The sequence below is a fragment of the Dactylosporangium sp. CA-233914 genome (genome assembly GCF_050942935.1).
GTDB lineage: Bacteria > Actinomycetota > Actinomycetes > Mycobacteriales > Micromonosporaceae > Dactylosporangium.
In genome coordinates this window covers 4,640,008-4,664,693 of sequence record NZ_CP192030.1, presented here as the reverse complement: position 1 = coordinate 4,664,693, position 24,686 = coordinate 4,640,008, and the positions used below count along the sequence as shown (strand labels likewise).

Here is a 24,686-nt window from a genome sequence, read left to right as displayed (position 1 = left end):
GGATCGGCGAGGGGATATGGACCCATTCTCTGGACAAGCCGTTGGCCCGAGCCCAAGATTGGAGCACGTGGGCCCGCCGATGCGCCAGCTGATCCTGAAGATCCACAGTCGATGCAACCTGAGCTGCGATTACTGCTATGTGTACGAGAGCGTCGACCAGAGCTGGCGAACCCGGCCGGTGACGATGGCCCCGGCCACGCTCGAACGGGTCGCGCACCGCATCGACGAGCACGTGCGCGCCCATGACCTGCGCGAGCTGCAGGTGGTCCTGCACGGCGGCGAGCCGCTGCTGGCCGGGCACGACGGCGTGGCCGCGGTGCTGCGCAGCGTCCGCGACGCGTTCCCGGCGGCCCGCTTCTCGATGCAGACCAACGGCATCCTGCTCGACGAGCGGTTCCTGGCGTTGTTCCACGAGTACGGCCTCCGGGTCGGGGTCAGCGTGGACGGCGGCCGGGCGGCGACCGACCGGCACCGTCGTTACGCCGGCGGGCGCGGCTCCTACGACCGGATCGCGGCCGGCATCGGCCTGCTGATGCGCCCCGAGCACGCCGCGGTCTACGGCGGGCTGCTGTGCACCATCGACGTCGACAACGATCCCGACGAGGTGTTCGAGGCCCTGGTCGCGTTCCGCCCGCCGCAGGTGGATCTGCTGCTGCCGCACGGCAACTGGACCACCCCGCCCCCGCACCGCGACCGGCCGCTGGCCTACGGCGACTGGCTCATCCGGGTCTTCGACCGGTGGTACGACTCCCGCCCCGAGCCGACCCGTATCCGGATCTTCGAGTCGATCATCGCCCGCCTCTTCGGGCTGCCCAGCGCCACCGAGACCGTCGGCGGCGAGGCGCCCGGCATCATCACCGTCGAGACCGACGGGTCCTACGAGCAGTCCGACGCGCTCAAGACCACCGTCGCGGGCGGCCCGGCCACCGGCCTCGGCGTCGCCGGGCAGAGCCTTGACGAGGTGCTGGACCATCTGGCTGTGGCGGCACCCTACCGGCTCGCCGCGCAGTGCCGATCGTGCCCGGTGGTCAAGGTCTGCGGGGGCGGGCTGCGCGCCCACCGCTACGCCGCGGCCAACGGCTTCGACAACCCGTCGGTGTACTGTACCGATCTGCTCGCCCTCATCAACCACATCGGCGCCCGGGTGCGCGCCGACCTCACCAGACCGGCGGCGGTCCATCAGTGAACACGCAACGGATGCAGCTGCGCGCCGAGCAGTTCGCCGGGATCGCCTCCGGCTACGGCGACGCGGCCGCGATGGCCGTGCTCGGGGCCGGCCAGCTCGCCAAGCGCAAGGCCCTCGTCGCGATGGTGCTGCGCGCGGCCCGCTCGACGCCCTGTGCGCCCGCGCTGGACGAGGCCGCCGCGCTCATCGTGCGGGCCGAGCAGGCCGACGCGGCGGCCGTGGCCGGGGTGATCGCCCATCCGCACCTGGACGCGTGGGCGACGCTGTGCCTGCACCGGCTCGCCGACCGCGAGAAGGGCGCCGAGGCGGACCTGTCCGACCTGCTGGGCCACCTCGCCTCCTACGCGGCCGCCGCGGCGATCGCCGCCGGGCTCGACTTCGACCTCGAGCTGCCCACGGTCGACGGCGCCGCGAGCATTCCCGGGCTGGGCAACGCCGCCGGCCTCGGGCCGGGCCGGGCCCGCGCGACCGGCACCGCGTCGTCCGTGACGTTCACGGGCGCGGGCGGCACCGTCGTGACGCTCGACGGCCCCGGCTGGCGAGCGCGGCGCTGCGTCGCGCTCACCGGCGGCGGGCGGCTGGCGATCGAGGATCTGGACCCGTACCGGCACTGCTACGACTGGCGGCCGCTGACGTACCTGACCGAGGCCCGCGCCCGGGACCTGGAGAAGCTGCTGAGCGAGGCGTGGCTGCTGATCGAGCGGCACCACCCCGGCCACGCGGAGGGGCTGCGGCACAGTCTGCGGGCGATGGTCCCGCTCGCCACCCCCGAGAACGGCACGATGATCAGCGCGGCCTCCCGCCACGCGGCCGGGGCGATCGGCGCGTCGATCCCGGACTCCGCGGCCGACCTCGCGCTGCTGCTGATCCACGAGTACATGCACGCCAAGCTCGGCGCCCTGCTCGACCTGGTCGACCTGGTCGAGCGGGACCGGCCCGCGTCGCGCGCCGGCTTCCACGCCCCGTGGCGGCTCGACCCGCGCCCGGCCGGGGCACTGCTGCAGGGCATCTACGCCCACGCCGGCGTCACCGACTACTGGCGGATGCGCCGGCACGGCCCGGACGGCGACACCCGCCGCGCCGCCGCCCAGTTCGCCTACTGGCGCGCCATGAACCGGATCGCCCTCGACGCCCTGATCAACAGCGGTGAATTGACCCCGATCGGGAAAAGATTCGCCTTGATCCTGCGCAACACTCTGGACGGGTGGGAGACGGAAACGGTCGACCCGGTCATCGCCTCGCGGGTGCGGTTGTTTGTCACCGCACAATCGGTGCGCTGGCTTCTGATCAATGCCCACGCGGACGACGAAGAAACTGAACGAGCGATCAGCGCCCTGCGTTTCGGCACGTCACCACCCACGTTCGCGGAACGGGGCACCATCGCGGCCGGCGCCGTGCGCGGCCCGGCCGATGCCCCCGGCATCCTCGCCGACCTGCACCGGTGGCTCGACGGCCGGACCGACCCGGTCGGGCCGTCTGGCCCTGACCCGGACACAGCTGGGGTTATGCTCCTCAACGGCGACGCCGCCGGCGCCGAACGGGCGTGCCTGGCGCGCCTGGACGCCGACGCCCGCGACGACGACGCCTGGATCGGGCTGGCCGTGGCGCGGGCCCTGCCGGCGGGCCGAAACGATCGTTCGGACCCAACCGACCTGGCCACGCGGCTGTTACACACGCGCCCGGAGTTACTACGGAATGCAGTGTTAAAGGTGCAACACGCAGGCAATCACGCCGCCGCCACGGAGCTGGTAAAAAAAATGGCCTTGCCATGACATACTTTCGCCGTGGTTTCCGCTTGCCGACGGCTGAGTCATCCCACCGGCGTGACGCATCACGACCGGCGCCAGGTCCAGCCTGTAAAGAGGCTTACTACGCGTCCTTGCGGATGCTGACCGCGCCCACGCCGGCGAACCACACCCCATCCTCAGTCACCCTTAGCCATGGTAGGTGGAAGCATGCTTGAGTCAGGCGCGGTCGCCGCGGTCGCCGCGGTGGACGAGGTCCAGGACGACTTACTGGATCTCGCGGCGGTTCACTTGGAGACACTGTTGTCGGAGCCCGACGCGGCCACGACCGCCACGCTGGACAGCGTCATGCGGCGGTTGTTCGACCCGCGCAAGCGGGACCTGCTCACGGTCTCCGCGTTCAGCTCCGCTCTCTGAACGACTGACCTCACCGGCGGCACCCACGGGTGCGTGTTTCCTCCAGCCAGACCCGGGCTTCCGCCCGCGGTGACGGGGCATATACGGACAGGGGCCGGGGCCGCGGTCGCACGTCGACCGCCGCCCCGGCCCCTCGCCGTACGGGCCTGGCCTACGTCGGCGGCGGCGAGATGTCGCAGTTCAACCGGCGACCGCCCTGGATGGCCAGGGTGTTCGGGTGGGTGTCGCCCAGCCGGTGCCGGCTGCGCACCAGCGTGACCTTGTACAGCTCCTCCGCGCGCTCCGGATCGTCGGTCGCCCGGCGGCTCACCACGAGGTTGGCCGCGGCGGCCAGCGTGTCCGGGTTGTCCTCCCCCAGCACCCGCTCGAACGCGCGCCACGCGCTCTCGTCGATCTCGCGGGCACCGGCCAGGTCGTCCTCGTCGAAGAGCACGTTGGCCAGGTTGATCCGGCTGGACAGGGTGTACGGGTGATCCGCCCCGAGTGCGCGTTCGAACAGGTCGCAGGCCTGCTGGGAGAACGTCCGCGCATCGTCGGTGCGGTGGTTCAGCCGCGCGAAGATGGCCAGGTTGTTCAGCGCGGCCAGGCGGAACGGGTGCCGCTCGTCGTAGAGGTTCTCGTAGCCGTTGAGCACCTGCCGCGCGATGCGCTCGGCCTCCTCCAGGTTGCCCAGCGCCGACTCCTCGAAGGCGGCGTTCATGAGGCAGGACAGCGAGTCGGGGTGCTCCTCGCCGTGCAGGTCCCGGTAGCGCTGCATGGTGTCGACCGTCAGCAGCCGGGCGCTGCGGATGTCGCCGAGCTTGCGCAGGGTGACCGCCATGTTCTTGGCCGCCCGCAGGGTCGCCGGGGCCGAGTCGCCGAGCAGGCTGCGGTACGTCTGCAGGGTCGCCTCCATCAGCTCGCGGGACTCCCCGAACCGGCCGACGGCCCGCAGGTCGTGCGCGTAGTTGTTCGCGGCCAGCAGCGTGTTGAGGTGCCGGTCGCCGAAGATGCGCCGGCGGCGGGCGAGGGTGTCCTCGTCGTAGGCCGCGGCGCCGTTGAAGTCCCCGACCAGGCGCAGCGACACGGCCAGGTTGTTGGCGGCCGAGAGCGTGCGGTCGTGGTCGTCGCCGAAGGTGCGCTGGGCGCGGGCGTAGGTCTCCTCGGACAGCGCCCGGGCCTCCTCGAACCGCCCGAGGGCCCGCAGGTCCGCGGCCACGCCACCGGCGGTCATCACGATGTACGGGTCGTCCTCCTCCTCGACCTTCTCCTTGAGCATGTCCAGGGCGCGCCGGTCGATCTCCAGCGCGCGGTCGAGCTCGGCCTGGGAGCGCAGGGCGTTGCCGAGGTGGAAGTCGAGCAGCAGCGTCACCGGGTCCTCGCCGATGCGCGGATCGGCCCGCCAGAGCGCGCCGGTCTCCTCGGCGAGCTCCTGGCTGCTGGAGAAGTCGCCGCGGGACCACAGGTAGCGTACGACGTCCACCACGAAGAGGCGGACGGACGGATTGGCGGAGGTGTTGGCCTGGGAACCGCGCACGTGGGGCAGCAGGCGTGCGTACGCGGGCCAGCTCGCGACCTCGTCGGGGTCGGCCCGCTCGGCGGTGGCGAGCACCTGGTAGACGTGGCGGCGGTTCTCCTCCCGCTCCTCCGCGGTGAGGCTGCCCTGGATGACGGCCTGCACGAGGCGGTGGATCTGCATGACGGTCTGGCCGGAGTCGACCGAGGCGAGGGAGAACCGGCCGATCTGGCGGATCAGGCGGCCCTGCCGGATCGGGTCGTGCAGCGCCGGGTCGTAGGCCAGCAGCGGCTCGGTGAAGCGGGGCGTGTACAGCAGCCGGGTCGGGATGGGCTCGGGCGCGAAGAAGGCACAGATCTCCAGCAGCTTGGCCGCGGCCGGGGACTGCTTGCGCAGTTGCTCCAGCGACAGCTGCCAGGTCGCGGCGGTGGTCCGCTCGTAGCCGACCGGCGGGTTCTCGGCCAGGATGCGCAGCGGCTGGGTGTCCAGCAGCTCCAGGTATCGCGCCACTGGCATGCCGGTCTCCGACAGCCACGCCGCGGCCTGTTCGATGGCCAGCGGCAGGTCGCCGAGCCGGTTCGCGACCGCCTCCGCGTCGCCGGCGGCCAGGCCGTTCACCCGGCGGGTGAGGAACGTGACGCTCTCGGCCCGGGTGAAGGTGGTGATCTCCACGACGTGGGCGTCCTGGGCCCACTCCTGGTTGCGGGAGGTCAGCAGCACGTGGCCGGAGCCCTGCGGGATGAACTCGCGGACGGTCTCCGGGTCGCCGATGTTGTCGAAGATGAGCAGCCAGCGCCGCGACGGCCGGCCCTGGCGCAGCGCGTCGCGGACCATCCGCACGCTCTCGCCGAGGGTGTCGGCCTCCTGCAGGTTGAGCTCCTTCGCGAGCTCACCCATGGCCGAGCGGACCTGGGAGACCTGCTCGGCGGAGATCCACCAGACCAGGTCGTAGTCGGCGGCGAAGCGGTACGCGTACTCGATCGCCACCTGCGTCTTGCCGACGCCGCCGAGGCCGTACAGGGCCTGCGGCACGACCGTGGTCACGCTGGCCGAGAGCCGGTCGCGCAGCTGCTCGAGGGTGTCGCGGCGGCCGGTGAAGGCCGGGTTGCGCTGCGGGAGGTTCCACACCGGGGGCAGCACGCCGGGAAAGCGCGGCCCGCTGGTCTCCTCGGCGTCCGAGGGCCGGCCGCTGGTGTGCAGGGTGGCGCCGACCGCCGTGAGCACCGCCTCATGGGCGCGTTCCTGGGGCAGGTTGGCCAGGTCGACGGGGAGCCGCCCGGTGAACGGCGCCGCGATCCGCGTGCTGTCCAGCCGGATCGGCACCACCGCGGGCGCCCCGCCGGCGGCCCGGCTGTCCAGCAGCTGCCACAGCAGCGGGGCCTGCGGCGAGGAGACGTAGTCCCTGGACAGCAGCACCAGCGTCCGCCCGACGGTGGACAGCAGCCGCTCCAGCTCGGTGGGGAAGTGCTGCCCGGTGACGGAGTCGATGTCGTGCAGGGCCACGCCCATGCCCGCGCCGACCAGCCGCTGCTGGATCCACTCGGCCCACATCCGGTCCACCGCCGCGTAGCTGATCAGCACGTCGGAGGCGACGCTGGGCCGGGGCCGCTCGAACTCGAAGAGCCAGTGCCGCCGCTTCGCCTCGTCGATGGCCGGCATCTCCCGCACCGCGCCGTTGGTGAGCACGCCGGTCAGCCGCTCGAACGCGGCCAGCAGTGAGGTCTCCAGCCGGGGCCGCTCCGCGATGGTCGCCAGGATCTCCTCGTAGGCGAAGTACGGCTTGTACGGCACCTCGACGTCGCCCCAGTACCGGTTCGTCTCGTCGGGGCTGTGGTGCTCCAGGAACGGCTGGAACCGCTTGCGGGCGTGGTCGCGGCCGATGTCCAGCTTCACCTGCTCGGCGTCCTCCACCCGCATCAGCACCGGCAGGAACCGGATCGGCCGGCCCCGCCGCTGCGCGCGGATGGACTCGCTGACCGCGACCGCGCCGTCCACGCTCTGGATGCTCAGGGTGAAGCAGTTGACGACGGTGTCGGGCAGCAGCACGGTGCACACCCCGGCCGCGTCGCTCAGGCCGGTGCGGCTGTCGATGAGCACGTAGTCGTAGTGCTCGCGCATGTTGCGGGCCAGCGCCTCGATGAACGCGGCGCCGGGCAGCCGGTCGTAGAACCTCGGCCAGTCGAACGTGCTCACCGCGGCGGCGTACGAGCGCGTCTGCCGGCCCGAGGGCAGCAGGTCGATGCCGCCGCCGTCCGGGAACTCCCAGTCCAGCGACACCGCGTGGTCGAGCACCTGGGCCTGCTCGTCGATCCATCCGAGGTCGTCGTCGCGGTCGGGCCGCAGCGCCGCCTCGACGAAGCCGGTGAGCATCTCGATCACGCCCGGGGAGTTGCGCAGCTCCTTGTCGAGCAGGAACGGGTGGAAGTATCGGTGCAGGCCCGGCGACTCCAGGTCCCAGTCCACGGCGAGGACCCGGTTGCCGTTGCTGGCGAGGATCCAGGCCAGGTTGGCCAGCGTCATCGTGCGCCCGGAGCCGCCCTTGTACGAGTAGAAGGTCACGATGCGCCCGGGCGCGCGGGCCTGTCCTGTCTCGGTCATCCGTGCCTCCTATGGTCCTTCGAGAATTGGGCGCGGGGAGTACTGGCCCGGGGGCGGGCGGCGGAAGACCCGGCCCTCGGCGACCAGCCGGTTGCGGGCCTCGGCGAGCACGACGGCGAGGTCGGCCTCGAACGAGGGCCCGGTGATCACGCTGCGGCGCAGCATCATCTCGTCGAGGCGGCGCTCGTTGTTGCCCAGCGTCGTGTGCATCAGCTCGACGAGCCGGCCGCTGTGCTCCTGGGTCTGCAGGTCGCCGGCGCTCATCACGACGAGCATCGCCGAGACGTGCTCGCGATGGTGGTCGTACGCCTCCAGCAGCTCCCGGTGCGCGGCGATGTCGACGCTCCACGGGTCCACGAGCAGCACCACGATGTGGTTGTGCTGCTGGGCCACCTTGATCCGGTCGCCGAGCCGGTTCAGGCCGGTGAACAGCGACTCGAACCCGAGCTCGGAGGCGACCCGCTGGGCGTACTCCCGCAGCGGCTGCGGCCGTACCGGCCGGAACGGCGCCCAGTCCTGCGGCCCGTCGCCGTAGAACCCGCCGTCGCGCTCGATCGACTCCGCCTCGGCCGCCGACGGCGCGGCGATGACGAAGTGCACGGTCTGGCTGGGACCGAAGCTGGGCGGCAGCTCGCCGGCGGGGTCGGCCCCCGCCGGGGTGGGGTGGAAGGCGCTCTCCAGCCGGTCGAAGTCCAGGCGCGTCGAGCCGGGCGGCGGGGGACGCTCCGCGGCGGTGACGATCCGGTCGGCGACGGTGTCGAGAAACTCGATGTAGGCGTCGTGCATCCGCTTCAAGCGCAGCAGCTGCCGCAGCCCGCGGCGGCGGTAGTCCTCCTCGGGCAGGTCCAGGTCGTAGTGCACGGCCCGGGCGACCTCGGGCAGCTCCCGCGGCGGCATCCACACCAGCGGGATCAGGTTGTGATTCGACGTGCCGATGCCGGGGGACGGGCCACGCGTGCGAAGATCGAACAGCGTCCATTCCTTGCCGCAGGGCTGACTCAGGAAGTACGCCGGAGAATACAGCGCCAGAAAGCAGGAACACTCGGCGATCGCATTCACCAGGGCCTGCGGCCAGTGCTCGCCGGGCTCAATGTTGTGATTGTCCAGAAAGCCGACCTCGGCGTCGCGGTCGAGGCCGGCGTGGGCGCGCACCTCACTGCACAGGTCGTTGTAGAAGCGTCTTACGAACAGGTCGTCGGGCCCGCGGGCGTAGCTGAGAAAAAAGTACAGCACACGTCCTCCGCGGGCATACGAATTCGACCCCCAAGGAGTTCATTATATAGATCAACATGCGAGCAGACACCCCCGCCGAATCGAATGACCGGCGAGGGCGAACACAATCGTCCTGACCGGCGACCCGTTCCGGCCACGGCGGCGGCGGGCCCGGCTGGGCGTCAGCCCTGGTCGGCCGCCGCGAACGGGACCGTGTCGATACCCAGGGCCAGCGCCACCGCGCCCAGGGCCGCCGCGCGCAGGGACAGGGCGCTCTGCACGACGTCGACGGCCTCGGCCGCCGCGGCCAGGGCCGTCTCGGCCAGGCCGCGCTGCAGCGGCCCGCGCAGCAGGTCGGTCGCGGCTCCGAGCTCGTCGCCGAGCAGGACGCGCTGCGGGTTGATGAGGTTGACCAGGTTGCCCAGGGCCAGGCCGAGCTGCGTGCCCGCGTCGATGATGAGCCGGCGGCAGCCCGGGTCGCCGGCGTGCGCGTACTCGATCAGGCCGCCCAGGTCGTGCAGCTGCGGGTGGGTCTGGCGGGCGTTGGCGAGCAGGGCGCGGCCGCCGACCGCCAGCTCGACGCAGCCGCGGTTGCCGCAGCGGCAGACCGCGCCGCGCGCGTCCAGCGTCACGTGGCCGAGCTCACCGGCGGTGCCGGCCGCGCCGCGGTAGAGGCGGCCGTCGAGGACGATTCCGGCGCCGATGCCCGTGGCCAGTTTGACGTACACGAGGTCGGTGCAGCCGCGGCCGGCGCCCCAGACGTACTCGCCCAGCGCGGCCAGGTTCGCGTCGTTGTCGACCCGCACGGGCAGGCCGAGCCGCGCGTTGAACTCCTCGGCGGGCTTGAGCTCGGCCCAGCCGGGCAGCATCGGCGGGGAGCCGATCCGCCAGTCGCGGGTGATCGGCGCCGGCACGCCCAGGCCCACGCCGACCACGTCGTCGCGGGTCGCGCCGATGTCGCCCAGGGCCGCGTCGACGAGCGTGACGGCCAGCTCCAGGGCGTCGGCGGGGCGGTCGTCGATGTCGAAGTCGGTGCGGGCCGCGCGCTCGGCGATGACCGCGTGCCCGAGGTCGGCCACGGCGACGCGCACGTGCCGCCGCCCGATGTCCGCCCCGACCGCGATCCCGGCACGCCGGGTCAGCTGCACGACGGAGGCCGGCCGGCCGCCGACCGGGCGGGCCGCGATGCCGACCTTCTCGCTGACGAGCCCGGCCCCGCCGAGGTCGGTGAGCACGGCCGAGACGGTCGGCCGGGACAGGCCGCTGAGGGTGACCAGCTCGGCCCGGGTGCGGGGCCCGTACAGGCGCAGCGTCTCGGCGACCCGCCTGGCGGTCCCGCCCAGATCGCGGTGCCACAGGTCGCGGGGATGCGTCTGCCGCGCCGCCACGGCGCGTAATCCTGCATGCCGGTCAACAGTTATGTCAAGGCCTTACCGAACCCAAGGGCGACGCCGCCGGGCCCAGCAGGACCCGGCGGCGCGACCCGTCATGAAAACGAACGGGTACTAGAGGTTCCAGACCTGGAAGGTCGAGAGCTGCCCGGCCGGCCAGCCCGTGTTCGAGCTGAAGTTCAGCCGGAAGTACCGCTGGCTGGTCGCCGTGAACGTGATCGTCACGGTGTTGCCGGCGCTCGGCGTGAAGGTGTAGTCCGCCGCCGCCTTGACCTCCGTGAACGACGATCCGTTCGGGCTGCCCTGCACCTGGATGCGCTGCGTGCGCGCGCCCCAGCCCGCCGGGAGCTGCAGCACGATCCGTGACGCGCTCTGGGCCGAGCCGAGGTCGACCTGCACCCACTGCGGGAACGCGTTGTTGGCGCTCTCCCAGTACGTGTTCTGGTCGGCGTCGGTCACGTTGCTGGACGGGTACACGTCGTTGTGGCTCGACTCCGACGTCGGCCTGCCGGCCGCCAGGTTCGTCGGCGAGGTGCCGCCGGTGCCGCTCAGCGCCACCGTCGTCGGGCTGTTGCCGGCGTTGCTGGTGACCGTGAGCGTGCCGGTGCGGGTGCCGGTGGCCGTCGGGCGGAAGGTCACGTTCACCACGCACGAGGCGCCGGCCGCGATCGAGCCGCACGTGTTGGTCTGGGCGAAGTCGCCGGTGACCGTGACGCCGGAGACGCTCGCCGCGGCGGTGCCGGTGTTGGTGACGGTGACCGCCTGCGGGGCGCTGGTGGTGTTCAGGGCCTGCGCGGCGAAGGTGAGCGAGGACGGCGCGGCGCTCAGCACCGGGGTGTTGGGGGTGCCGCCCCCGCTGGGGTACACCTCCAGCTCCGAAACCTGCGCCGCCGGCCAGCCGGTGTTCGCGGTGACGTTGACGCGGACGTACCGCACGTTCGTCGCCGGCACCGTCACGGCCACCGTGTTGCCGGTCGCCGGGTTGAAGGTGCGCCCGGCCGAGGCGGACAGGGTCGTATTGAAGTTGGTGCCGTCGGTGCTGCCGAGGATCGACAGCGTCTGCGTGCGCGTGGCCCACGCGGAGTCCGGCGGCAGCTTCAGGGTGACCTTGCCGATGCTGCTCGTCGCGCCGAGGTCGACCTGAACCCACTGCGGGAAGGCGTTGTTCGCGCTCTCCCAGTAGGTGGCGGCGTTGCCGTCGGTGGCCGTGTTCGGCGCCTGGGTGCCGTTGACCTGGCTGCTGGCGGTGACCGTCTTGTTCAGCGCGATGTTGGTGTCGGTGCCGATCCCGCTGCCGGTGAGGCCGACGACGCTCGGGCTGTTGTTGGCGTTGCTGGTGACCGTCAGCGAGCCGGTGCGCGAGCCCGAGGCGGCCGGGGTGAACTTGACCGTCACGGTGCAGGACGCGCCGACGGCGATGCTGCCGCCGCAGGTGTTGGTCTGGCTGAAGTCACCCGAGGTGGCGATGCCGGAGATGGTCGCCGCCGTGGTGCCGGAGTTGTTCAGCGTGACCGTCTGGGTGGCCGCGGAGGTGCCCACGACGGTGCCGCCGAAGCTCAGGCTGCCCGGGCTGGCGCCCACGATCGGGCCCGGGGCGACGCCGGTGCCGGACAGCGGCACGGTGTTGGTGATGCCCGAGGCGGTGACCGTGAGGGTGCCGGTGCGGGTGCCCGCCGCGGTCGGGTGGAAGGTGACCTGCACCGTGCAGGACGCGCCCGCGGCGATGCTGGTGCCGCAGGTGTTGGTCTGGGCGAAGTCGCCGGTGACCGAGATGGTGCCGACCGGGGCCGCACCGGTGCCGGAGTTGGTGACCGTGACCGCCTGGGCGGCGCTGGTCGAGCCGGTGACGACGGAGCCGAAGCCGACGGCGCTCGGGCTGATGTTGATGCTCGAGCCGTTGTCGGGCAGGTACGGCGGGAAGGCGGGGTTGGCGATGTTGCTGCACGCCGTGCCGGACAGGCCGCTGTTGCCGCCGCCGTCGGTGAGGGTGAAGCCGACGCCGCAGTTGTAGATCGCGGCCGGGGCCTGCACGCCGGTGGCGCTGGAGTTGCTGATCGTCGCCGCGCCGCCGACCTGCTCCTGGATGGCCCAGGTGCCGGTGTTCTGGATCGTCGCGTTGTTGATCTTCACGTTGGAGATGTTCGAGCCGGAGACGAACTGGATGGCCTCGAACGGGCTCTGCTGGATGAGGATGTTGTCGACGTTGGTGAGGCCGGTCATGCCGCCGTCACGGGCGTCGAACCACAGCGCGCCGACGCCGAACTGCCAGTTCGGGTCGAGGCTGCCGGAGCGGATGATCGTGTTGCGCAGCACGTCGGTGCGGCCCAGCGTCGTGGAGGCGAAGCGCTGCGCGACGTGGATGCCGCCGCCCTGCGAAAGGCCGGAGTCCACGACCCGGTTGTCGGTCACGAAGTTGTCGTGGCCGCCGTAGATCGCGATGCCGTTGGCCAGGATCGGGTACTGCACCGTGTTGTGGTCGAACGAGTTGTTCGCGTCGGCGTTCTGCTCGGCCCACATCGCCAGGCCGTCGTCGCCGGCGTTGCGCACGTCGGAGTTGGTGACCTTCGAGTTGGTGACGCCGTTGTGGAAGTTCACGCCGTCGGCGGTGTAGTTGCGCAGCCGCAGCTGGCTCATGACGAGGTTGTCGAACGGCCCGTCCATCCAGGCGCCGACCTTGGTGTGCTCGATCCACACCCGGTCCACGGTGGAGTTGCTCATCGCGCCGCCGATGCCGTTGACCTGGTCGCCGTCGTTGCGCTCCTGGACGTTGCCGAAGATGGCGAAGTCCGACAGGTGCACGTTGGTGCTCGGCGTCGGCGCGTAGTTGCCGTAGAAGCCGATGCGGTCACCGGTGGTGCGGGAGCGCCACATGCCGGCGCCCTTGATGGTGATGTTGTTGACGGCGATGTGGCCGAGGATCTTGAACGTGCCCTCGGGGATCCACACGGTGCCGCCGGAGCCGGCCTGGGCGATCGCGGCGTTCATCGCGGCGGTCGAGTCCTGCACGCCGGTCGGGTCGGCACCCTTGCCGGTGATCGACACCGAGCCGGCCGGCTGGGCCAGTGCCGGGCCGACGTTTTCGAAGTCGGCGAAGTCGATGGTGTACGACGATGCGCTGGAGTCCGAGTCGACCTGCAGCTTGAACCTGGTGCCGGCCGGGTAGGTCGTCGGGAAGAGGCGGTTGACCTCGTCGTAGAAGTGGTGCGCGTTGCCGCCCGGGGAGTTGGTGAACGGGTAGCCGCCGTAGTACCAGCTGTAGGCGTTGGTCAGGGTGAAGTTCGTGCTGCGGGTGCCGTCGACGTACAGCGACAGCGGCGCCGTATAGACCGACCCGCTGCCGGTGTCTGGGATGCTGTAGCGCAACACGATCGAGTTGGTCGCCACGGGCGTGGTGAACTCGACGTACTTGCCCTGGCCCTGCAGCGTCACGGCCTTGCGGTAGGACGCCTCCGAGGGCAGCGTGTTGTACGCCGCGCTGGGCCCGATGATCGTGCCGTTCGTGGCCGCGTTCTCGGCCTGGACCTCGACGTAGGGCAGGGTCGCGCCCACGCCGCCGGTCGCGGCCGCGAGCGCCGGGGAGGCGACCCACACGGCCGCGCCGGCGGCGGCCAGGGTGGCGCCGGCGACGAGGGCGGCGCTGCGCGCCCGGGGTCGCATTCTTCGGATCTGCCTGAGCATGGATGCCCACTTTCGACGAGCCGCGGGCACGAGCCATCGCCCGGCGGGCCCGCGGTCGGCGGATTCGGGGCCTGTCGGTCGGGTCTTTGTCGAGGGCTCGTGCGGGCGGGAGGTTTGGGGCCGGGATCGGCCTTCTGGGGGGACACCGGTCGGCGGATTGGTCGGTGCAAGAGGGACGGTAACTCCGACGACACGGGTTCGCAATATCCAGACGCATCGCTGTTCGATTCTTACCGAGTGTCGCAAGAGTATGACGACTCGGCTCAGCATGCCGGACGGACCAGCCCCGTCTCGTAGGCGAGCACGACGGCCTGCACGCGGTCGCGCAGGCCGAGCTTGGTCAGGATGCGCCCGACGTGCGTCTTCACGGTCGTCTCGGCCACCCGCAGCCGATCACCGATCTCGGCGTTGGACAGGCCCTCGGCGACCAGCAGCAGGACCTGCCGTTCCCGGTCGGTGAGCAGGTCGAGCCGCACGTCGCGGCCGACGGGCGGGCGCGGCGGCTCGCCGGGCACCACATAGCGGTCCAGGAGGCTGCGGGTCACCCGGGGCGCCACCACCGCGTCACCGCCCGCGACGACCCGGATCGCGGCCAGCAGGTCGGCCGGGGGCGCGTTCTTGAGCAGGAACCCGCTGGCCCCGGCCCGCAGGGCGGCGAACGCGTCCTCGTCGGTGTCGAAGGTGGTCAGCACCAGCACCCGCGGCCCGTCCACCCACGTCGACAGCTCGGCGGTGGCGGCCACCCCGTCCAGGACCGGCATCCGGATGTCCATGACGACGACGTCGACCCGGACCTCGCGCAGCAGCCGCAGCGCCTCGGCCCCGTCGCCGGCCTCCCCCGCGACGGTCATGTCCGGCTGCGCCGAGAGGATCATCCGGAACCCGGCCCGCACCAGCTCCTGGTCGTCGACGATCGCCACCCTGATCACCGCGTGCTCCCGCCCGTCACCGGAATCTCCGCCCGCACCCGCCAGCCTCCCCCGTCGCCCGGCCCGGCCGCGAAGGTCCCGCCGTGCATCGCGACCCGCTCGCGCATGCCCACGAGCCCGTGCCCGGCCCCCGGCGCGACCGGCCCGCCGGTGCCGTCGTCCGTGGCCGTGATCGTCAGCCGGTCGCCGGTCAGCTCCAGCCGTACCGTCAACGAGGCCCCGGCCCCCGCGTGCCGCAGCGCGTTGGTCACCGACTCCTGGACCACCCGGTAGGCCGTGAGCTCCTCCGCGGCGCCCAGCGCCGCGAGATCCCCCGCCGGCTCGATCCGCACCTTCAGCCCGGCCGCGCCGGCGCGCTCGGCGAGGTCCCCGAGCTCGGCCAGCCCCACCCGGCGCCGGTCCGAATCGGCAGCGGAATCGGCGAGAACGGATGAGCCGCGCAGCACGGCCAGCACACGGCGCATGTCGTCCAGGGCGTCGCGACCGGTCGTGGCGATCGTGTCGAGGGCCTGGCGGGCCTGGGTCGCGGACGGGTCGAGGGTGTACGCCGCCCCATCCGCCTGCACGATCATCACGCTGAGGCTGTGGGCGATCACGTCGTGCAGCTCCCGGGCGATCGCGGCCCGCTCGTCGGCGGCGGCGAGCCGGGCGAGGTGGTCGCGCTCGCGCTCCAGGGTCGCCGCGCGCTCCTCCAGCGAGGCGACGTAGAGCCGGCGGGTGCGCACCGAGTACGCGGTCACCCACGCGCTGACGGTGATCGCGCCGATGACGTCGAGCACGACCCAGAAGTTGCCGTTGTTGTGCTGCTCGGCGACGGCCGCGACGAGCACCCCGACGGCCGCCCCGGCACCGGCCAGGATGCCCCAGAGCGCCCGCGGCTGGTACTTCACCACGGAGTACATCGCGATGACCACGCAGACGTCGAACATCCGCACGGCGGGGCGCACGAGCAGCTGCGCGATGGCGAGCGTGTAGACGGCGGCGGCGACCGGCACCGGACGCACCCGGCGCGCCAGCAACGCCAGCGCCATCACGACCCCGATGGCGGCGACGCCCGGCGGGGCGAGGCCACGCTCGAGGTACAGCAGCGCCAGCACGCACGCCACCACCGCCGCGTCGAACAGCCTCGCCCTCACCCGCTCCACCCTAAGCACGGGCCGCCCGGCGGGCGGGCAGCACCGCGGCGAGGACCGCGGCGGCCGCCGCCAGGGCCACGAAGCCGGCCAACTGACCGACCGGGACGCTCAGCAGCGGGTGTACCGCGCCGAAGCCCGCCGCCGCCGTGAGCCACCCGTACGGGACACCGAACGCCACCCCGCCGAGCGCCCCGGCCAGGGCCATGAGCAGCGCCTCGATCAGCAGCGTGGCCCGCAGCTGCCCGCGGGTCAGCCCGAGCGCCCGCACCAGCGCGGTCTCCCGGGCCCGCTCCAGCACCGACAGCGACAGCGTGTTGGCGATCCCGATCACGGCGATGACCAGCGCGAACCCGAGCAGCGCGGCGATGATGGCGACGATCTGGCCGATGGTGGCGTCGCGTTCGTCGCGGATCTCGGCGAGGTCGGCGACCTGGACCAGCGGGTGCGCGGCGAGGGTGTCGTCGAGCCGGGCCCGCGCCGCCGTGGCCGGCTGCCCGGGCGCGGCCCGCACCAGCACCAGGGCGTCGTCGTGCACGTCGGGGAACAGGGCGGCGAAGTCGGCGCCGGTCACCACGACGTCGCCGACGAGGCTGGAGCTCTGCACGGTGGCGGCGACGGTCAGCGACAGCCGCCGCCCGCCGGCCTCCAGGTCGATGCGCGAGCCGACCCGCCGGGCGCCGAGCGCGTCGGAGGCGGCGGGCACGATCGCGGTGCCCGGGCGCAGATCGGCGAGGCGGCCCGCGGTGACCTTCGGGGAGTACGCCTCCGGGTCGACCGTGCCGACCAGCAGGTCGCCGGCCTTGCCCTGGCGCACCGGCGCCGCGACCGGGAAGCCGGCGGCGCGCACCTCGCCCGCGACCGCCGCCGGCACGCCGTCGCCCGGCACGGACGGGGTGAGCAGGTAGTCGACCGGGAACGCGGTGTTGAGCTGCGCCTCGGCGGTGCGGCTGACGGTGGCGGCGACCGTGCCGCCGCCGGCCATGAGGGCCACCCCGATGAGGAGGGTCGCCGTCGTGGCCGCGGTCCGCGCCGGGTTGCGGGCCGCGTTGGCCGTGGCCATTTTCGCCGGTACCCCGAACAGCCGCCCCGGCAGCCACCCCAGCGCCCGCACCACCGGCCCGACCAGGCGCGGCGTGAGCAGCAGCAGCGCCGCGAAGACCCCGGTGCCGCCGAGCATCACCAGTGCCATCGACGCGAGCGGCCCGCCGTGGCCGCGCACGCCCAGGACGGTCAGCGCGGTGCCGGCGCCGGCCACGACGACGGCCAGCACGAGGGTGAGGCGGCGCAACGCGCCGGACTCGGGGACCGCGGCCCGCAGCGCCGCGACCGGCCGGACCCGGGTCGCCCGCAGCGCCGGCGTGACCGCCGACCCGACGGTGACCAGCAGCCCGAGCGCCGGCCCGGCGAGCAGCGGCGCGGCGGTCAGCACCACGTCGCCGGCGGGCACGCCGAGCAGCGGGGAGAGCCGGGACAGGGCGAGCGCGACGAGGACCCCGAGCGCGGTGCCCAGCAGCGACCCGGCCAGCCCGACGAGCGCCGCCTCGCTCACCACGAGTGTGAACACCTGCCCGCGCCCGGCCCCGACGCAGCGCAGCAGCGCCGTCTCCCGCAGCCGCTGGGCCATGAGGATCGTGAACGTGTTGACGATGACGAACCCGGCGACGAGCAGCGCGACGAGCGCGAAGAGCCCGAGGCCGACGAGCAGCCCGCCGATCTGCCCCGAGGACTCCCGGGCCAGGTCCTCGCGCAGCTGCTGCCCGGTCCGCCGCCGCGCGTCCGGCCCCGGGTCGAGGCGGTCGCGTACGGTGGCCGCGTCGGCGCCCGGGCGCAGGGCGGCGACGACCTCGCGGTAGCCCGCCGCGCCGGTCAGCCGGGTCAGCTCGGGCTCGGTGAGCACGACGGAGGAGCTGCGGCGCCCGCCGAAGCCGGTGACGTCGACGAGGCCGACGATCCGCAGCGTCTGCCGCGCCTCGCTCGCGTCGACGACGGTCACCTCGTCGCCCGCGGCCACACCGATCCGCCCCGCCGTGCGCGTATCCAGCGCCGCCTCCCCGGCCCGCTGCGGCAGCCGGCCGCTGTGCAGGTCGAACGGCCGCAGCCGCGGGTCCGTGCCCGCGTTGATGCCGTAGCCGGGCTCGCCGAGGTCGGTTACCACCCGCCCGCGCCGGTCCAGCAGCGGCAGGCGCTCGGCCATCCGCCCGTCCGCGCCCGCCACGCCCCCGTCGGCGCGGACGGCGTCCAGTGTGGAGGGTGCCAGCCGGGCGTCGCCGCGGGCGGTGACGGCGACGCCGACGTTGCGGGCGGCGCGCGCGTACTCGTCGTAGAGCGCCGCCTCGGCGGTGTCGCGGTAGATCAGCGTCCCGGCGACGAACGCCACCGCCAGCACGACGGCGACCAGGGTCGGCACGAGGCGCCGGACGCGCAGGCCGGCGATCACGGTGCGCAGCACGTCAGCCTCCCAGCCGGCGCAGCCCGGCCAGTACCGAGTCCGGGTCCGGTTGGTGGATCTCGTCGACGATCCGGCCGTCGGCCAGCAGCACCGCCCGGTCGGCGTGCCCGGCCGCCACGGGGTCGTGGGTCACCATGACGATCGTCTGGCCCAGCCGCTCGACGCTCGCGCGCAGGAACGAAAGCACCTCGGCGCCGGTGCGGGAGTCGAGGTTGCCGGTCGGCTCGTCGGCGAAGACCACGTCGGGGCGGCCGAGCAGCGCCCGCGCGCACGCCACCCGCTGCTGCTGCCCGCCGGAGAGCTCCGACGGCCGGTGCCGCAGCCGGTCCTGCAGCCCCAGGGTCGCCACCAGCTCCCGCATCCAGCCCGGGTCGGGCCGGCGGCCGGCGAGGTCGAGCGGCAGCGTGATGTTCTGCTCCGCGGTGAGCGTCGGCAGCAGGTTGAACGACTGGAACACGAACCCGATCCGGTCCCGCCGCAGCCGGGTCAGCGCCCGGTCCGACAGCCCGGTCAGCTCCGTCCCGCCGATCCGCACCGACCCGGCGTCGACCGGGTCGAGCCCGGCCAGGCAGTGCATGAGCGTCGACTTGCCGGACCCGGACGGCCCCATGACCGCGGTGAACTCCCCCGCCGCGAACTGCACCCCGACACCGTCGAGCGCCCGCACCGCGGTCTCGCCGGACCCGTACACCTTCACCACACCGTCGGCCCGCACCGCCGCGGGTCCCATCCCGTGTCTCGTCACGGCAGCGACGCTAGGCGCGTTCGTGGCTCGAGTCGTCTACGCGAGGTCGTACTACCTGAGCAGGACGCGCCCCCGCCGCCGCGCTCCTACGGTTCGCCGCATGAAGCGACGCACCCTCCTCGCCTCCGCCGCCGCGGCGACGGTTGCCCCGCGGCTGTCCTCCCCGGCCTTCTGCCTTCCGGCCCCACACGGCCCGCATCTTGTCGGCACGACCGTCATGCATCTGGTGGATCGCTCGCGAACCGACCCGTGGGTTCCCGGGCGCCGTCCCCGGGAAGTGATGGCGCAGTTGTGGTACCCGACCGCGCAGGCCGGCTTCTCGCGGGCTGCCTGGGTGACGCCGGCCGAGGCGGGGCCCGTGGGCCGCGACCTCATCGAGACCGTCACCGGCACCCCCGCCGACCTGCCGGGCCTGGCCGAGGTCCGCACCCACGGCCGACTCGGCGCCCCGCGCGGCCCGAACGGCCCGGCGATCGTCTTCTCCCCCGGCTTCGGCGCCCTGCGCAACTCCAGCTCCGCGCTCGTCGAGCACCTGGCCGCGAACGGCTACCTGGTGGTGACCGTGGACCACACCCACGACGGGATCGCGGTCGAGTTCCCGGGCGGGCGCCTGGAGCCGAACACGATCCTGCCGCTGCTGCAGGACCCGGACACGATCGAGGCGGTGGCCGGGCAGATGGTCGAGGTCCGGGCGGCCGACATCCGGTTCGTGCTGGACCGGCTCGGCGTGCGCCGGGCGTGGGTCTTCGGCCATTCGCTGGGCGGGGCGGCCGCGGCCCAGGCGGTGCGCGACGACCCGCGCCTGGTCGCCGGGGCCAACCTGGACGGCACCTTCTACGGCCCGGTCGCCCAGACCGGCCTGGACAAGCCGTTCCTGCTGGTTGGCAGCGACGAGGAGGACCCGTCCTGGCCGGGCTTCACCGCCCGGCTGCGCGGCTGGCACCGGACCGTGCGCATCCCCGGTGCCCAACACCTGACCTTCCACGACTCGGTGCTGCTCGAGCTTTCCACCCAGGTGTACGGCACGATCCGCCCGCAGCGCGCGATCGCCCTCACCCGCGGCCACCTCATCGACTTCTTCGACCATCACCTGCGGCGCTGAGCTTTAGTTTTAACCTGTGATCTTGGGTTTTGTTGCTGTTGGTTCGTCCGTTGCGGGCTTCTTCTTCCCGACGGGGTAGTGGGTTCGTGGTGGTCGGGTGCTGCCGGTGGGGCGGCCGGGTCCGGGGGCGGTGAATTTTGGTCTACCGGCCGGGGTGCCCAGGTGTCGGCGTAGTTGGCCGAAACCCCGCCGGACCCTGCCCGGGGTGATCGGTGTACCGGTTGGGATCGGTTGCTGCCAGGGCCGGCGCAGATCGGTGGTGAGGGTCCTGGCCAGCCGAAGCTGGGTGTGCGCGGCTATGATCAGCCAGGTCCAGCGCTGCGCCTGCTGCGGGGTGCGGATCTGCGGTGCGGTCCAGCCGAGGGTCTGCTTGAGCAGCCGAAACGTGTGTTCCAGATCGAACCGGCGCAGGTACGTTTTCCACAGCAGGTCCAGGTCGAACCCGGTGCCGGGCGGTGCGGTGTGCCACAGCCACACATCGTCTGGCTTACGGTTGCCGGGGAGGTGCTCGACCTGGATGCGGATGACCGTGCCGGGCACGATCGGTAACACACCGGCGAAGTCGGTCCAGCCGGCCTGCCTGCCCAGCTTCTGGTGCAGTCCATGCCAGGCACTGACCTGCACCTGACCATAGCGTGGACTCTGTGCGGACAACCGCTCATCGGCTGGTGGCAGCGACGCGGGCGTGGACAGTTCGAACCGGTCGCCGTGCCGGCGTGGCCGCCCCGGCCGGCCGTCGACCCGTCCGGCGTAGCCCGGCGCGGCGTAGAACACCCGGTCGCTGCGGACCCGGCCGAGCACCTGCACCCGCGCGCCGCGGGTGCCGAGGAGGTAGCTGATCCTGGTCAGGTCGTAGCCGGAGTCGAACACGAATATCGGGGCGGGCCGCCCCACCAACATGCCGGCCGTGTCCAGCCGCGCGGACACCTCGGCGACCTGCTCGACCGTGACCAGGGTCGGGTCGTCGTGCGGGCCGATCCGTACCGCGTCCAACAGCGTCGTCCACGACGAGGCGCCCCACTGCAGGCCGGCAGCGAACGAGAACGGCCACCCCGGGATCGTCTTACGGGCCCCGTCGCAGCGGCAGGCGGTGTAGCAGTGACACCGTTCCGGGGAAGTTTCCGCGTCCGGACGCGGCCACGACGACACATCCACCGCGATCTTCACCGGCCCGTCGTCCAGACCGTCCCACGAACCGGCAATCAGCTCGCGCAGCGCCGCAACATCGATCACCCCGCAGGCCAGGGCGTCGTACAACGCCCCATGACCCCGCCGGAACGCCTTCTCCAGCGACAGCTCCACCAGCGAACCCACCGGCCCCTGCGCGGTGAGCACCGCATCGACCAGTTCGAACAGGGCATCCGCACGCCTGCCGAAACACCGGTACAGCGCCGCCCGCCACGCGATCAGCCCGGCACGACACACCACCGGCTCAGCCGCGACCACCGCCCGCAAACCTGGCATAGTAGGCCCCACGGCCACCCCACATCCTTCGAAGCTTCAGCACTCCGAATGATCACGGGTGGCCGTACCCATGTCCTTACGACACACCGAAACCGGCCCAAAAGATCAAAGACCTCTGAACCGGCCGGTTAAAACTAAAGCTGAGGGCGACCGGCAACAGGGGCTACTCGAGCCTGCGGGCGCGTTGGATGAGTTGACGGATGGTGACGATGGCTGCGGCAGCGGCCGGGGAGTGGAGCTTTCATCGGTCCAGCAGCGCGGCGAGGTCGGCCGGGCGGCTGAACATCGGCCAGTGCCCGGTCGGCAGCTCGTGGACCCGGTAGTCGCGCCGGTCGAGGCCGGCGAAGAACGGGTGGCCGGCGGCGATCATCCCCTCGACGTTGTCGCGCGTGAAGGTGGAGCAGACCAGGTCGGTCGGGGGCTGGTCCGGATCGCGCAGGCGCAGCTTGGCGGCGACGGTCGCGTACGGGTGCGGGGTGGCCCGCTCGCGAATCCACGCCGAGCGGCCTTCCAGCCCGGCGAAGAGCACCGGGTCGTCGGCCGGGTCGAACGACGGGGGCGCGACCGCGGTGCCGGTCGGGTCCGGCTCGGTGCCGAAGTCGGCCTGGGCGGTGCCGTCCGGGACCGGGCCGCTGTCGACGTAGACCACCCGGGTCACCCGCCCGGCGAGGCGCTCCACCGCGCCGCGCACCGGGAAGCAGCCGTAGCTGTGGGCCACGAGCGTCACCGCCGGGTGCTCGCCGGCCGCGGCGACCACGTCGCCGATGTGCGACTCGAGCGTCGCCGCGCCGGCCTCGGACGCGCGCTCGGCCAGCCCGCCGAGCGTCACCGCCGTCACGTCGTGCCCGGCCGCGCGCAGCGGCTCCGCCACCGCGTCCCACGCCCACGCGCCGAGCCACATGCCGGGAACCATCACGAAGTTCGTCATGCGCTCGACGCTACGATCGAATCCGGGCAGATTCTGCCCTGATTTTGCGACTGCCCTGGAGTGGCCCGTGTCACAGTCGACCGCGCGGGTGCTCGCGCTGCTGGAGGTGCTGCAGGCGCGGCCGGGGCTGACCGGGCCGCAGCTCGCGCAGCGGCTCGGCATCGACGAGCGGACCGTCCGCCGGCACGCGGCCGCGCTGGCGGACCTCGGCCTGCCGGTGCGCGCCGGGCGCGGGCGCTACGGCGGCTACTCGCTCGCCGCCGGCTACCGGCTGCCCCCGCTGATGCTCAGCGACGACGAGGCCGTCGCGGTGGTGCTCGGGCTGCTCGCGGCCGAGCGGCTCGGGCTCGGCGTCGGCACCGCGGCCCGCGAGTCGGCGCTGGCCAAGATCGAGCGGGTGCTGCCGGCGGCGCTGCGCGAGCGGGTCCGGGCCGTGCGCGAGACGCTGGGCTTCACCGCCGCGCCCCGCGACGCCCCCGGCCTGCCCGGCGCCCGGCACCTGCTGGTCCTGGCCGAGGCGGCCCGCGACCACCGCCGCGTCACGCTCGCCTACCGCTCGTGGCGCGGCGAGGAGACGACCCGCGACTTCGACCCGTACGGGCTGGTCTTCCACGCCGGCCGCTGGTACGCCACCGGCCTCGACCACCGCCGCGGCGCACTGCGCACGCTGCGGCTGGACCGGATCGGCGCGGCCGAGGCGGGCTCCGAGCGCTTCGCGCCGCCGGACGCGTTCGACCCGGTGGCACACGTCGCCGGGGCCCTCGCGGCGGTGCCGTACCGGCACGAGGTCGAGGTCCTCCTGCACGCCGACCCCGCCGAGGTCCGCCGCCGGGTGCCCGCCACCGTCGCCACCGTGACCCCGGCCGAGGGCGGCGGGGTGCGGCTGGTGTGCCGGGCCGAGCACCTCGACGGGATGGCCCGGATGCTGGCCGGCCTGGGCTGGGACTTCACCGTGGTCCGGCCCGCGCAGCTGCGGGACGAGATCGCAAAGCTGGGCCGGCACCTCATCGACCTGGCCGGCGCCGGCGAAGGGGACTCATGACCCGACGGGGTATAAATCCGACAAGTCGCGGCGCGCAGCGCCCGTGAATGCCGCACATGCGAGCCGGCGAGCCGGCACTCGAAGATGAACGCGATCTCGTGCCCGTCCCGGCCGAATCCGTTGAAGATGTTCTCCAGCACGCCCAAGCGGCGTACGTCGAGCCGTTCGACGCCGAGTTCCTCACGCAGCTCGCGACGTACGGCCGACTCGGCGGTCTCGCCGAACTCGATTCCTCCACCCAGGGGCCGGTAGAAGGTCTGATCCTTCGTGGGGGTCGTGGTACTCGAAGACGAGCAGCTCCTCCCCGCGATGGGGCACGGCCAGAGCCCAGCGGGCCGGTCTCAGTGCAGGATCGCGGCCGTGGGCAGGGACGGCAGCCGGGACGCGCCGGTGATGGAGGCTGCCTCGCCCAAGGCTGCCGGCACGACCGTGACCTGCTGGTAGGTCAGGACCCGGGACAGGGTCGTGCGCAGTGGGGGCCAGAGGCGCGGGTTCGAGGCGATCGCCCCACCCAGGGCGACCGCCTCCAGGCCCGCCGACAGGGCGAAGTTGGCCACGCCGAGGGCCAGCGACTCGGCGTAGGTCCGCCAGAACCCGGGGTCGTCGATGGATTCCAGCGGCCGGCCCAGGCGCCGGCGCAGGGCGTCGCCGCCGGTCAGCGTCTGCAGGCAGCCGGTCTGGCCGCAGTCGCACGGAAGGTCGTTGCCCGCGACGAGCTGATGGCCGGCCTCGGTGGTGAGGCAGACCGAGGCCAGCCTCAGGGCCGCGCCGACGCCCGTGGACAGGGTCAGGTAGCCGCAGCGGTCGAAGCCCCGCAGGGCGCCCGAGCCGGCCTCGCCGAGCAGGCCGCACGTGGCGTCGTGCGCGATCCGGACCGGGACGCCCACCGCGGCGGACAGGTCGGCGGCCAGCGAGCGGCCCTCGTAGTCGCGCAGGTTCAGCGACACCCGGACCGCGCCGGACGGGGTGACGCGGCCGCCGAAGGAGACGCCGAGCGCCGTCGCGTCCTTCGGGATCGCGTCGGTGAGGGCGGCGAGCTGGCGGTCGTAGGAGGGGTCGGTGGGGAACCGCCCGGCGCCGGCGACGCGGGTCCAGGTGCCGCCGATGTCCACCGCGGCTACGCGATCATAAATCGACATCTTTGAGTGTAGAACTATGTCGATACGTGT

The 24,686-nt window shown here is 72.9% G+C and carries 16 protein-coding genes and 1 pseudogene; 5 read left to right on the top strand and 12 right to left on the bottom strand.

The window, feature by feature from the left end:
* Positions 1-79: 79 nt before the first annotated feature.
* The 3 genes from ACQPY0_RS20865 to ACQPY0_RS20855 all read left to right on the top strand — a co-directional run bounded on the left by ACQPY0_RS20865 (position 80) and on the right by ACQPY0_RS20855 (position 3,348).
* Positions 80-1,186: an FxsB family cyclophane-forming radical SAM/SPASM peptide maturase gene (locus ACQPY0_RS20865; protein WP_432991315.1), complete on the top strand. Its 1,107-nt coding sequence runs from the start codon at positions 80-82 to the stop codon at positions 1,184-1,186.
* Positions 1,183-2,958 carry an HEXXH motif domain-containing protein gene (locus ACQPY0_RS20860; RefSeq protein WP_432991313.1) on the top strand — a complete coding sequence of 592 codons (1,776 nt, stop codon included), beginning with the start codon at positions 1,183-1,185 and terminating at the stop codon, positions 2,956-2,958. The genes ACQPY0_RS20865 and ACQPY0_RS20860 overlap by 4 nt, the downstream gene beginning before the upstream one ends.
* A gap of 183 nt (positions 2,959-3,141) precedes the next feature.
* Positions 3,142-3,348, top strand: a complete 207-nt coding sequence (locus ACQPY0_RS20855) for a hypothetical protein (protein ID WP_432991311.1) — start codon at positions 3,142-3,144, stop codon at positions 3,346-3,348.
* A gap of 151 nt (positions 3,349-3,499) precedes the next feature.
* Here the strand turns inward: ACQPY0_RS20855 and fxsT are convergent, their stop codons facing one another.
* The 8 genes from fxsT to ACQPY0_RS20815 form a co-directional block, all read right to left on the bottom strand.
* Entirely contained in the window at positions 3,500-7,441 is a 3,942-nt protein-coding gene (fxsT, locus tag ACQPY0_RS20850; protein ID WP_432991309.1) for an FxSxx-COOH system tetratricopeptide repeat protein, read from the bottom strand.
* Positions 7,442-7,450: 9 nt separating this feature from the next.
* Positions 7,451-8,674: a TIR-like protein FxsC gene (locus tag ACQPY0_RS20845; RefSeq protein WP_432991307.1), complete on the bottom strand. Its 1,224-nt coding sequence runs from the start codon at positions 8,672-8,674 to the stop codon at positions 7,451-7,453.
* A gap of 161 nt (positions 8,675-8,835) precedes the next feature.
* Complete coding sequence (locus ACQPY0_RS20840; protein WP_432991305.1) at positions 8,836-10,041, bottom strand: ROK family protein; 1,206 nt, start codon at positions 10,039-10,041, stop codon at positions 8,836-8,838.
* Between the two features lie 117 nt (positions 10,042-10,158).
* Positions 10,159-13,722, bottom strand: a complete 3,564-nt coding sequence (locus ACQPY0_RS20835; protein ID WP_432991303.1) for a choice-of-anchor D domain-containing protein — start codon at positions 13,720-13,722, stop codon at positions 10,159-10,161.
* Positions 13,723-13,985: 263 nt separating this feature from the next.
* Positions 13,986-14,597 (bottom strand): response regulator, encoded by a 612-nt coding sequence (locus ACQPY0_RS20830; protein ID WP_432995313.1) that lies wholly within the window; start codon positions 14,595-14,597, stop codon positions 13,986-13,988.
* Positions 14,598-14,647: 50 nt separating this feature from the next.
* On the bottom strand, positions 14,648-15,787 hold the full coding sequence (locus tag ACQPY0_RS20825) for a sensor histidine kinase (protein WP_432991301.1): 1,140 nt from the start codon (positions 15,785-15,787) through the stop codon (positions 14,648-14,650).
* Positions 15,788-15,797: 10 nt separating this feature from the next.
* On the bottom strand, positions 15,798-18,236 hold the full coding sequence (locus tag ACQPY0_RS20820; RefSeq protein WP_432991299.1) for an ABC transporter permease: 2,439 nt from the start codon (positions 18,234-18,236) through the stop codon (positions 15,798-15,800).
* Position 18,237: 1 nt separating this feature from the next.
* Positions 18,238-18,966: an ABC transporter ATP-binding protein gene (locus ACQPY0_RS20815; protein ID WP_432995311.1), complete on the bottom strand. Its 729-nt coding sequence runs from the start codon at positions 18,964-18,966 to the stop codon at positions 18,238-18,240.
* A gap of 115 nt (positions 18,967-19,081) precedes the next feature.
* Between ACQPY0_RS20815 and ACQPY0_RS20810 the strand changes: the two genes are divergently transcribed.
* Positions 19,082-20,083 (top strand): alpha/beta fold hydrolase, encoded by a 1,002-nt coding sequence (locus ACQPY0_RS20810; protein ID WP_432991297.1) that lies wholly within the window; start codon positions 19,082-19,084, stop codon positions 20,081-20,083.
* 9 nt (positions 20,084-20,092) lie between these two features.
* Here the strand turns inward: ACQPY0_RS20810 and ACQPY0_RS20805 are convergent, their stop codons facing one another.
* Complete coding sequence (locus ACQPY0_RS20805) at positions 20,093-21,529, bottom strand: NF041680 family putative transposase (protein ID WP_432995309.1); 1,437 nt, start codon at positions 21,527-21,529, stop codon at positions 20,093-20,095.
* Between the two features lie 259 nt (positions 21,530-21,788).
* A complete protein-coding gene (locus tag ACQPY0_RS20800) occupies positions 21,789-22,475 on the bottom strand; it encodes an esterase/lipase family protein (protein WP_432991295.1) in 687 nt (228 codons plus the stop codon).
* Positions 22,476-22,542: 67 nt separating this feature from the next.
* On the opposite strand from ACQPY0_RS20800, the gene ACQPY0_RS20795 reads away from it, so the two are divergent.
* The gene (locus tag ACQPY0_RS20795; RefSeq protein ID WP_432991293.1) at positions 22,543-23,517 is read left to right on the top strand and encodes a helix-turn-helix transcriptional regulator; all 975 of its coding nucleotides are present in this window, start codon (positions 22,543-22,545) and stop codon (positions 23,515-23,517) included.
* 119 nt (positions 23,518-23,636) lie between these two features.
* On the opposite strand, the pseudogene ACQPY0_RS20790 reads toward ACQPY0_RS20795, so the two are convergent.
* Positions 23,637-23,705, bottom strand: a pseudogene (locus ACQPY0_RS20790) (NUDIX hydrolase); the annotation flags it as partial.
* A 153-nt stretch (positions 23,706-23,858) separates the two neighbouring features.
* The gene (locus tag ACQPY0_RS20785) at positions 23,859-24,656 is read right to left on the bottom strand and encodes an ROK family protein (protein ID WP_432991291.1); all 798 of its coding nucleotides are present in this window, start codon (positions 24,654-24,656) and stop codon (positions 23,859-23,861) included.
* Positions 24,657-24,686 lie beyond the last annotated feature (30 nt).

Excerpts from the sequence above, each read along its gene's own strand:
- ACQPY0_RS20865 (WP_432991315.1), top strand. The coding sequence starts at position 80 with ATGCGCCAGCTGATCCTGAAGATCCACAGTCGATGCAACCTGAGCTGC.
- ACQPY0_RS20855 (WP_432991311.1), top strand. The coding sequence starts at position 3,142 with ATGCTTGAGTCAGGCGCGGTCGCCGCGGTCGCCGCGGTGGACGAGGTC.
- fxsT (WP_432991309.1), bottom strand. The coding sequence starts at position 7,441 with ATGACCGAGACAGGACAGGCCCGCGCGCCCGGGCGCATCGTGACCTTC.
- ACQPY0_RS20835 (WP_432991303.1), bottom strand. The coding sequence starts at position 13,722 with ATGCTCAGGCAGATCCGAAGAATGCGACCCCGGGCGCGCAGCGCCGCC.
- ACQPY0_RS20830 (WP_432995313.1), bottom strand. The coding sequence starts at position 14,597 with ATGATCCTCTCGGCGCAGCCGGACATGACCGTCGCGGGGGAGGCCGGC.
- ACQPY0_RS20815 (WP_432995311.1), bottom strand. The coding sequence starts at position 18,966 with ATGGGACCCGCGGCGGTGCGGGCCGACGGTGTGGTGAAGGTGTACGGG.
- ACQPY0_RS20810 (WP_432991297.1), top strand. The coding sequence starts at position 19,082 with ATGAAGCGACGCACCCTCCTCGCCTCCGCCGCCGCGGCGACGGTTGCC.
- ACQPY0_RS20800 (WP_432991295.1), bottom strand. The coding sequence starts at position 22,475 with ATGACGAACTTCGTGATGGTTCCCGGCATGTGGCTCGGCGCGTGGGCG.
- ACQPY0_RS20785 (WP_432991291.1), bottom strand. The coding sequence starts at position 24,656 with ATGTCGATTTATGATCGCGTAGCCGCGGTGGACATCGGCGGCACCTGG.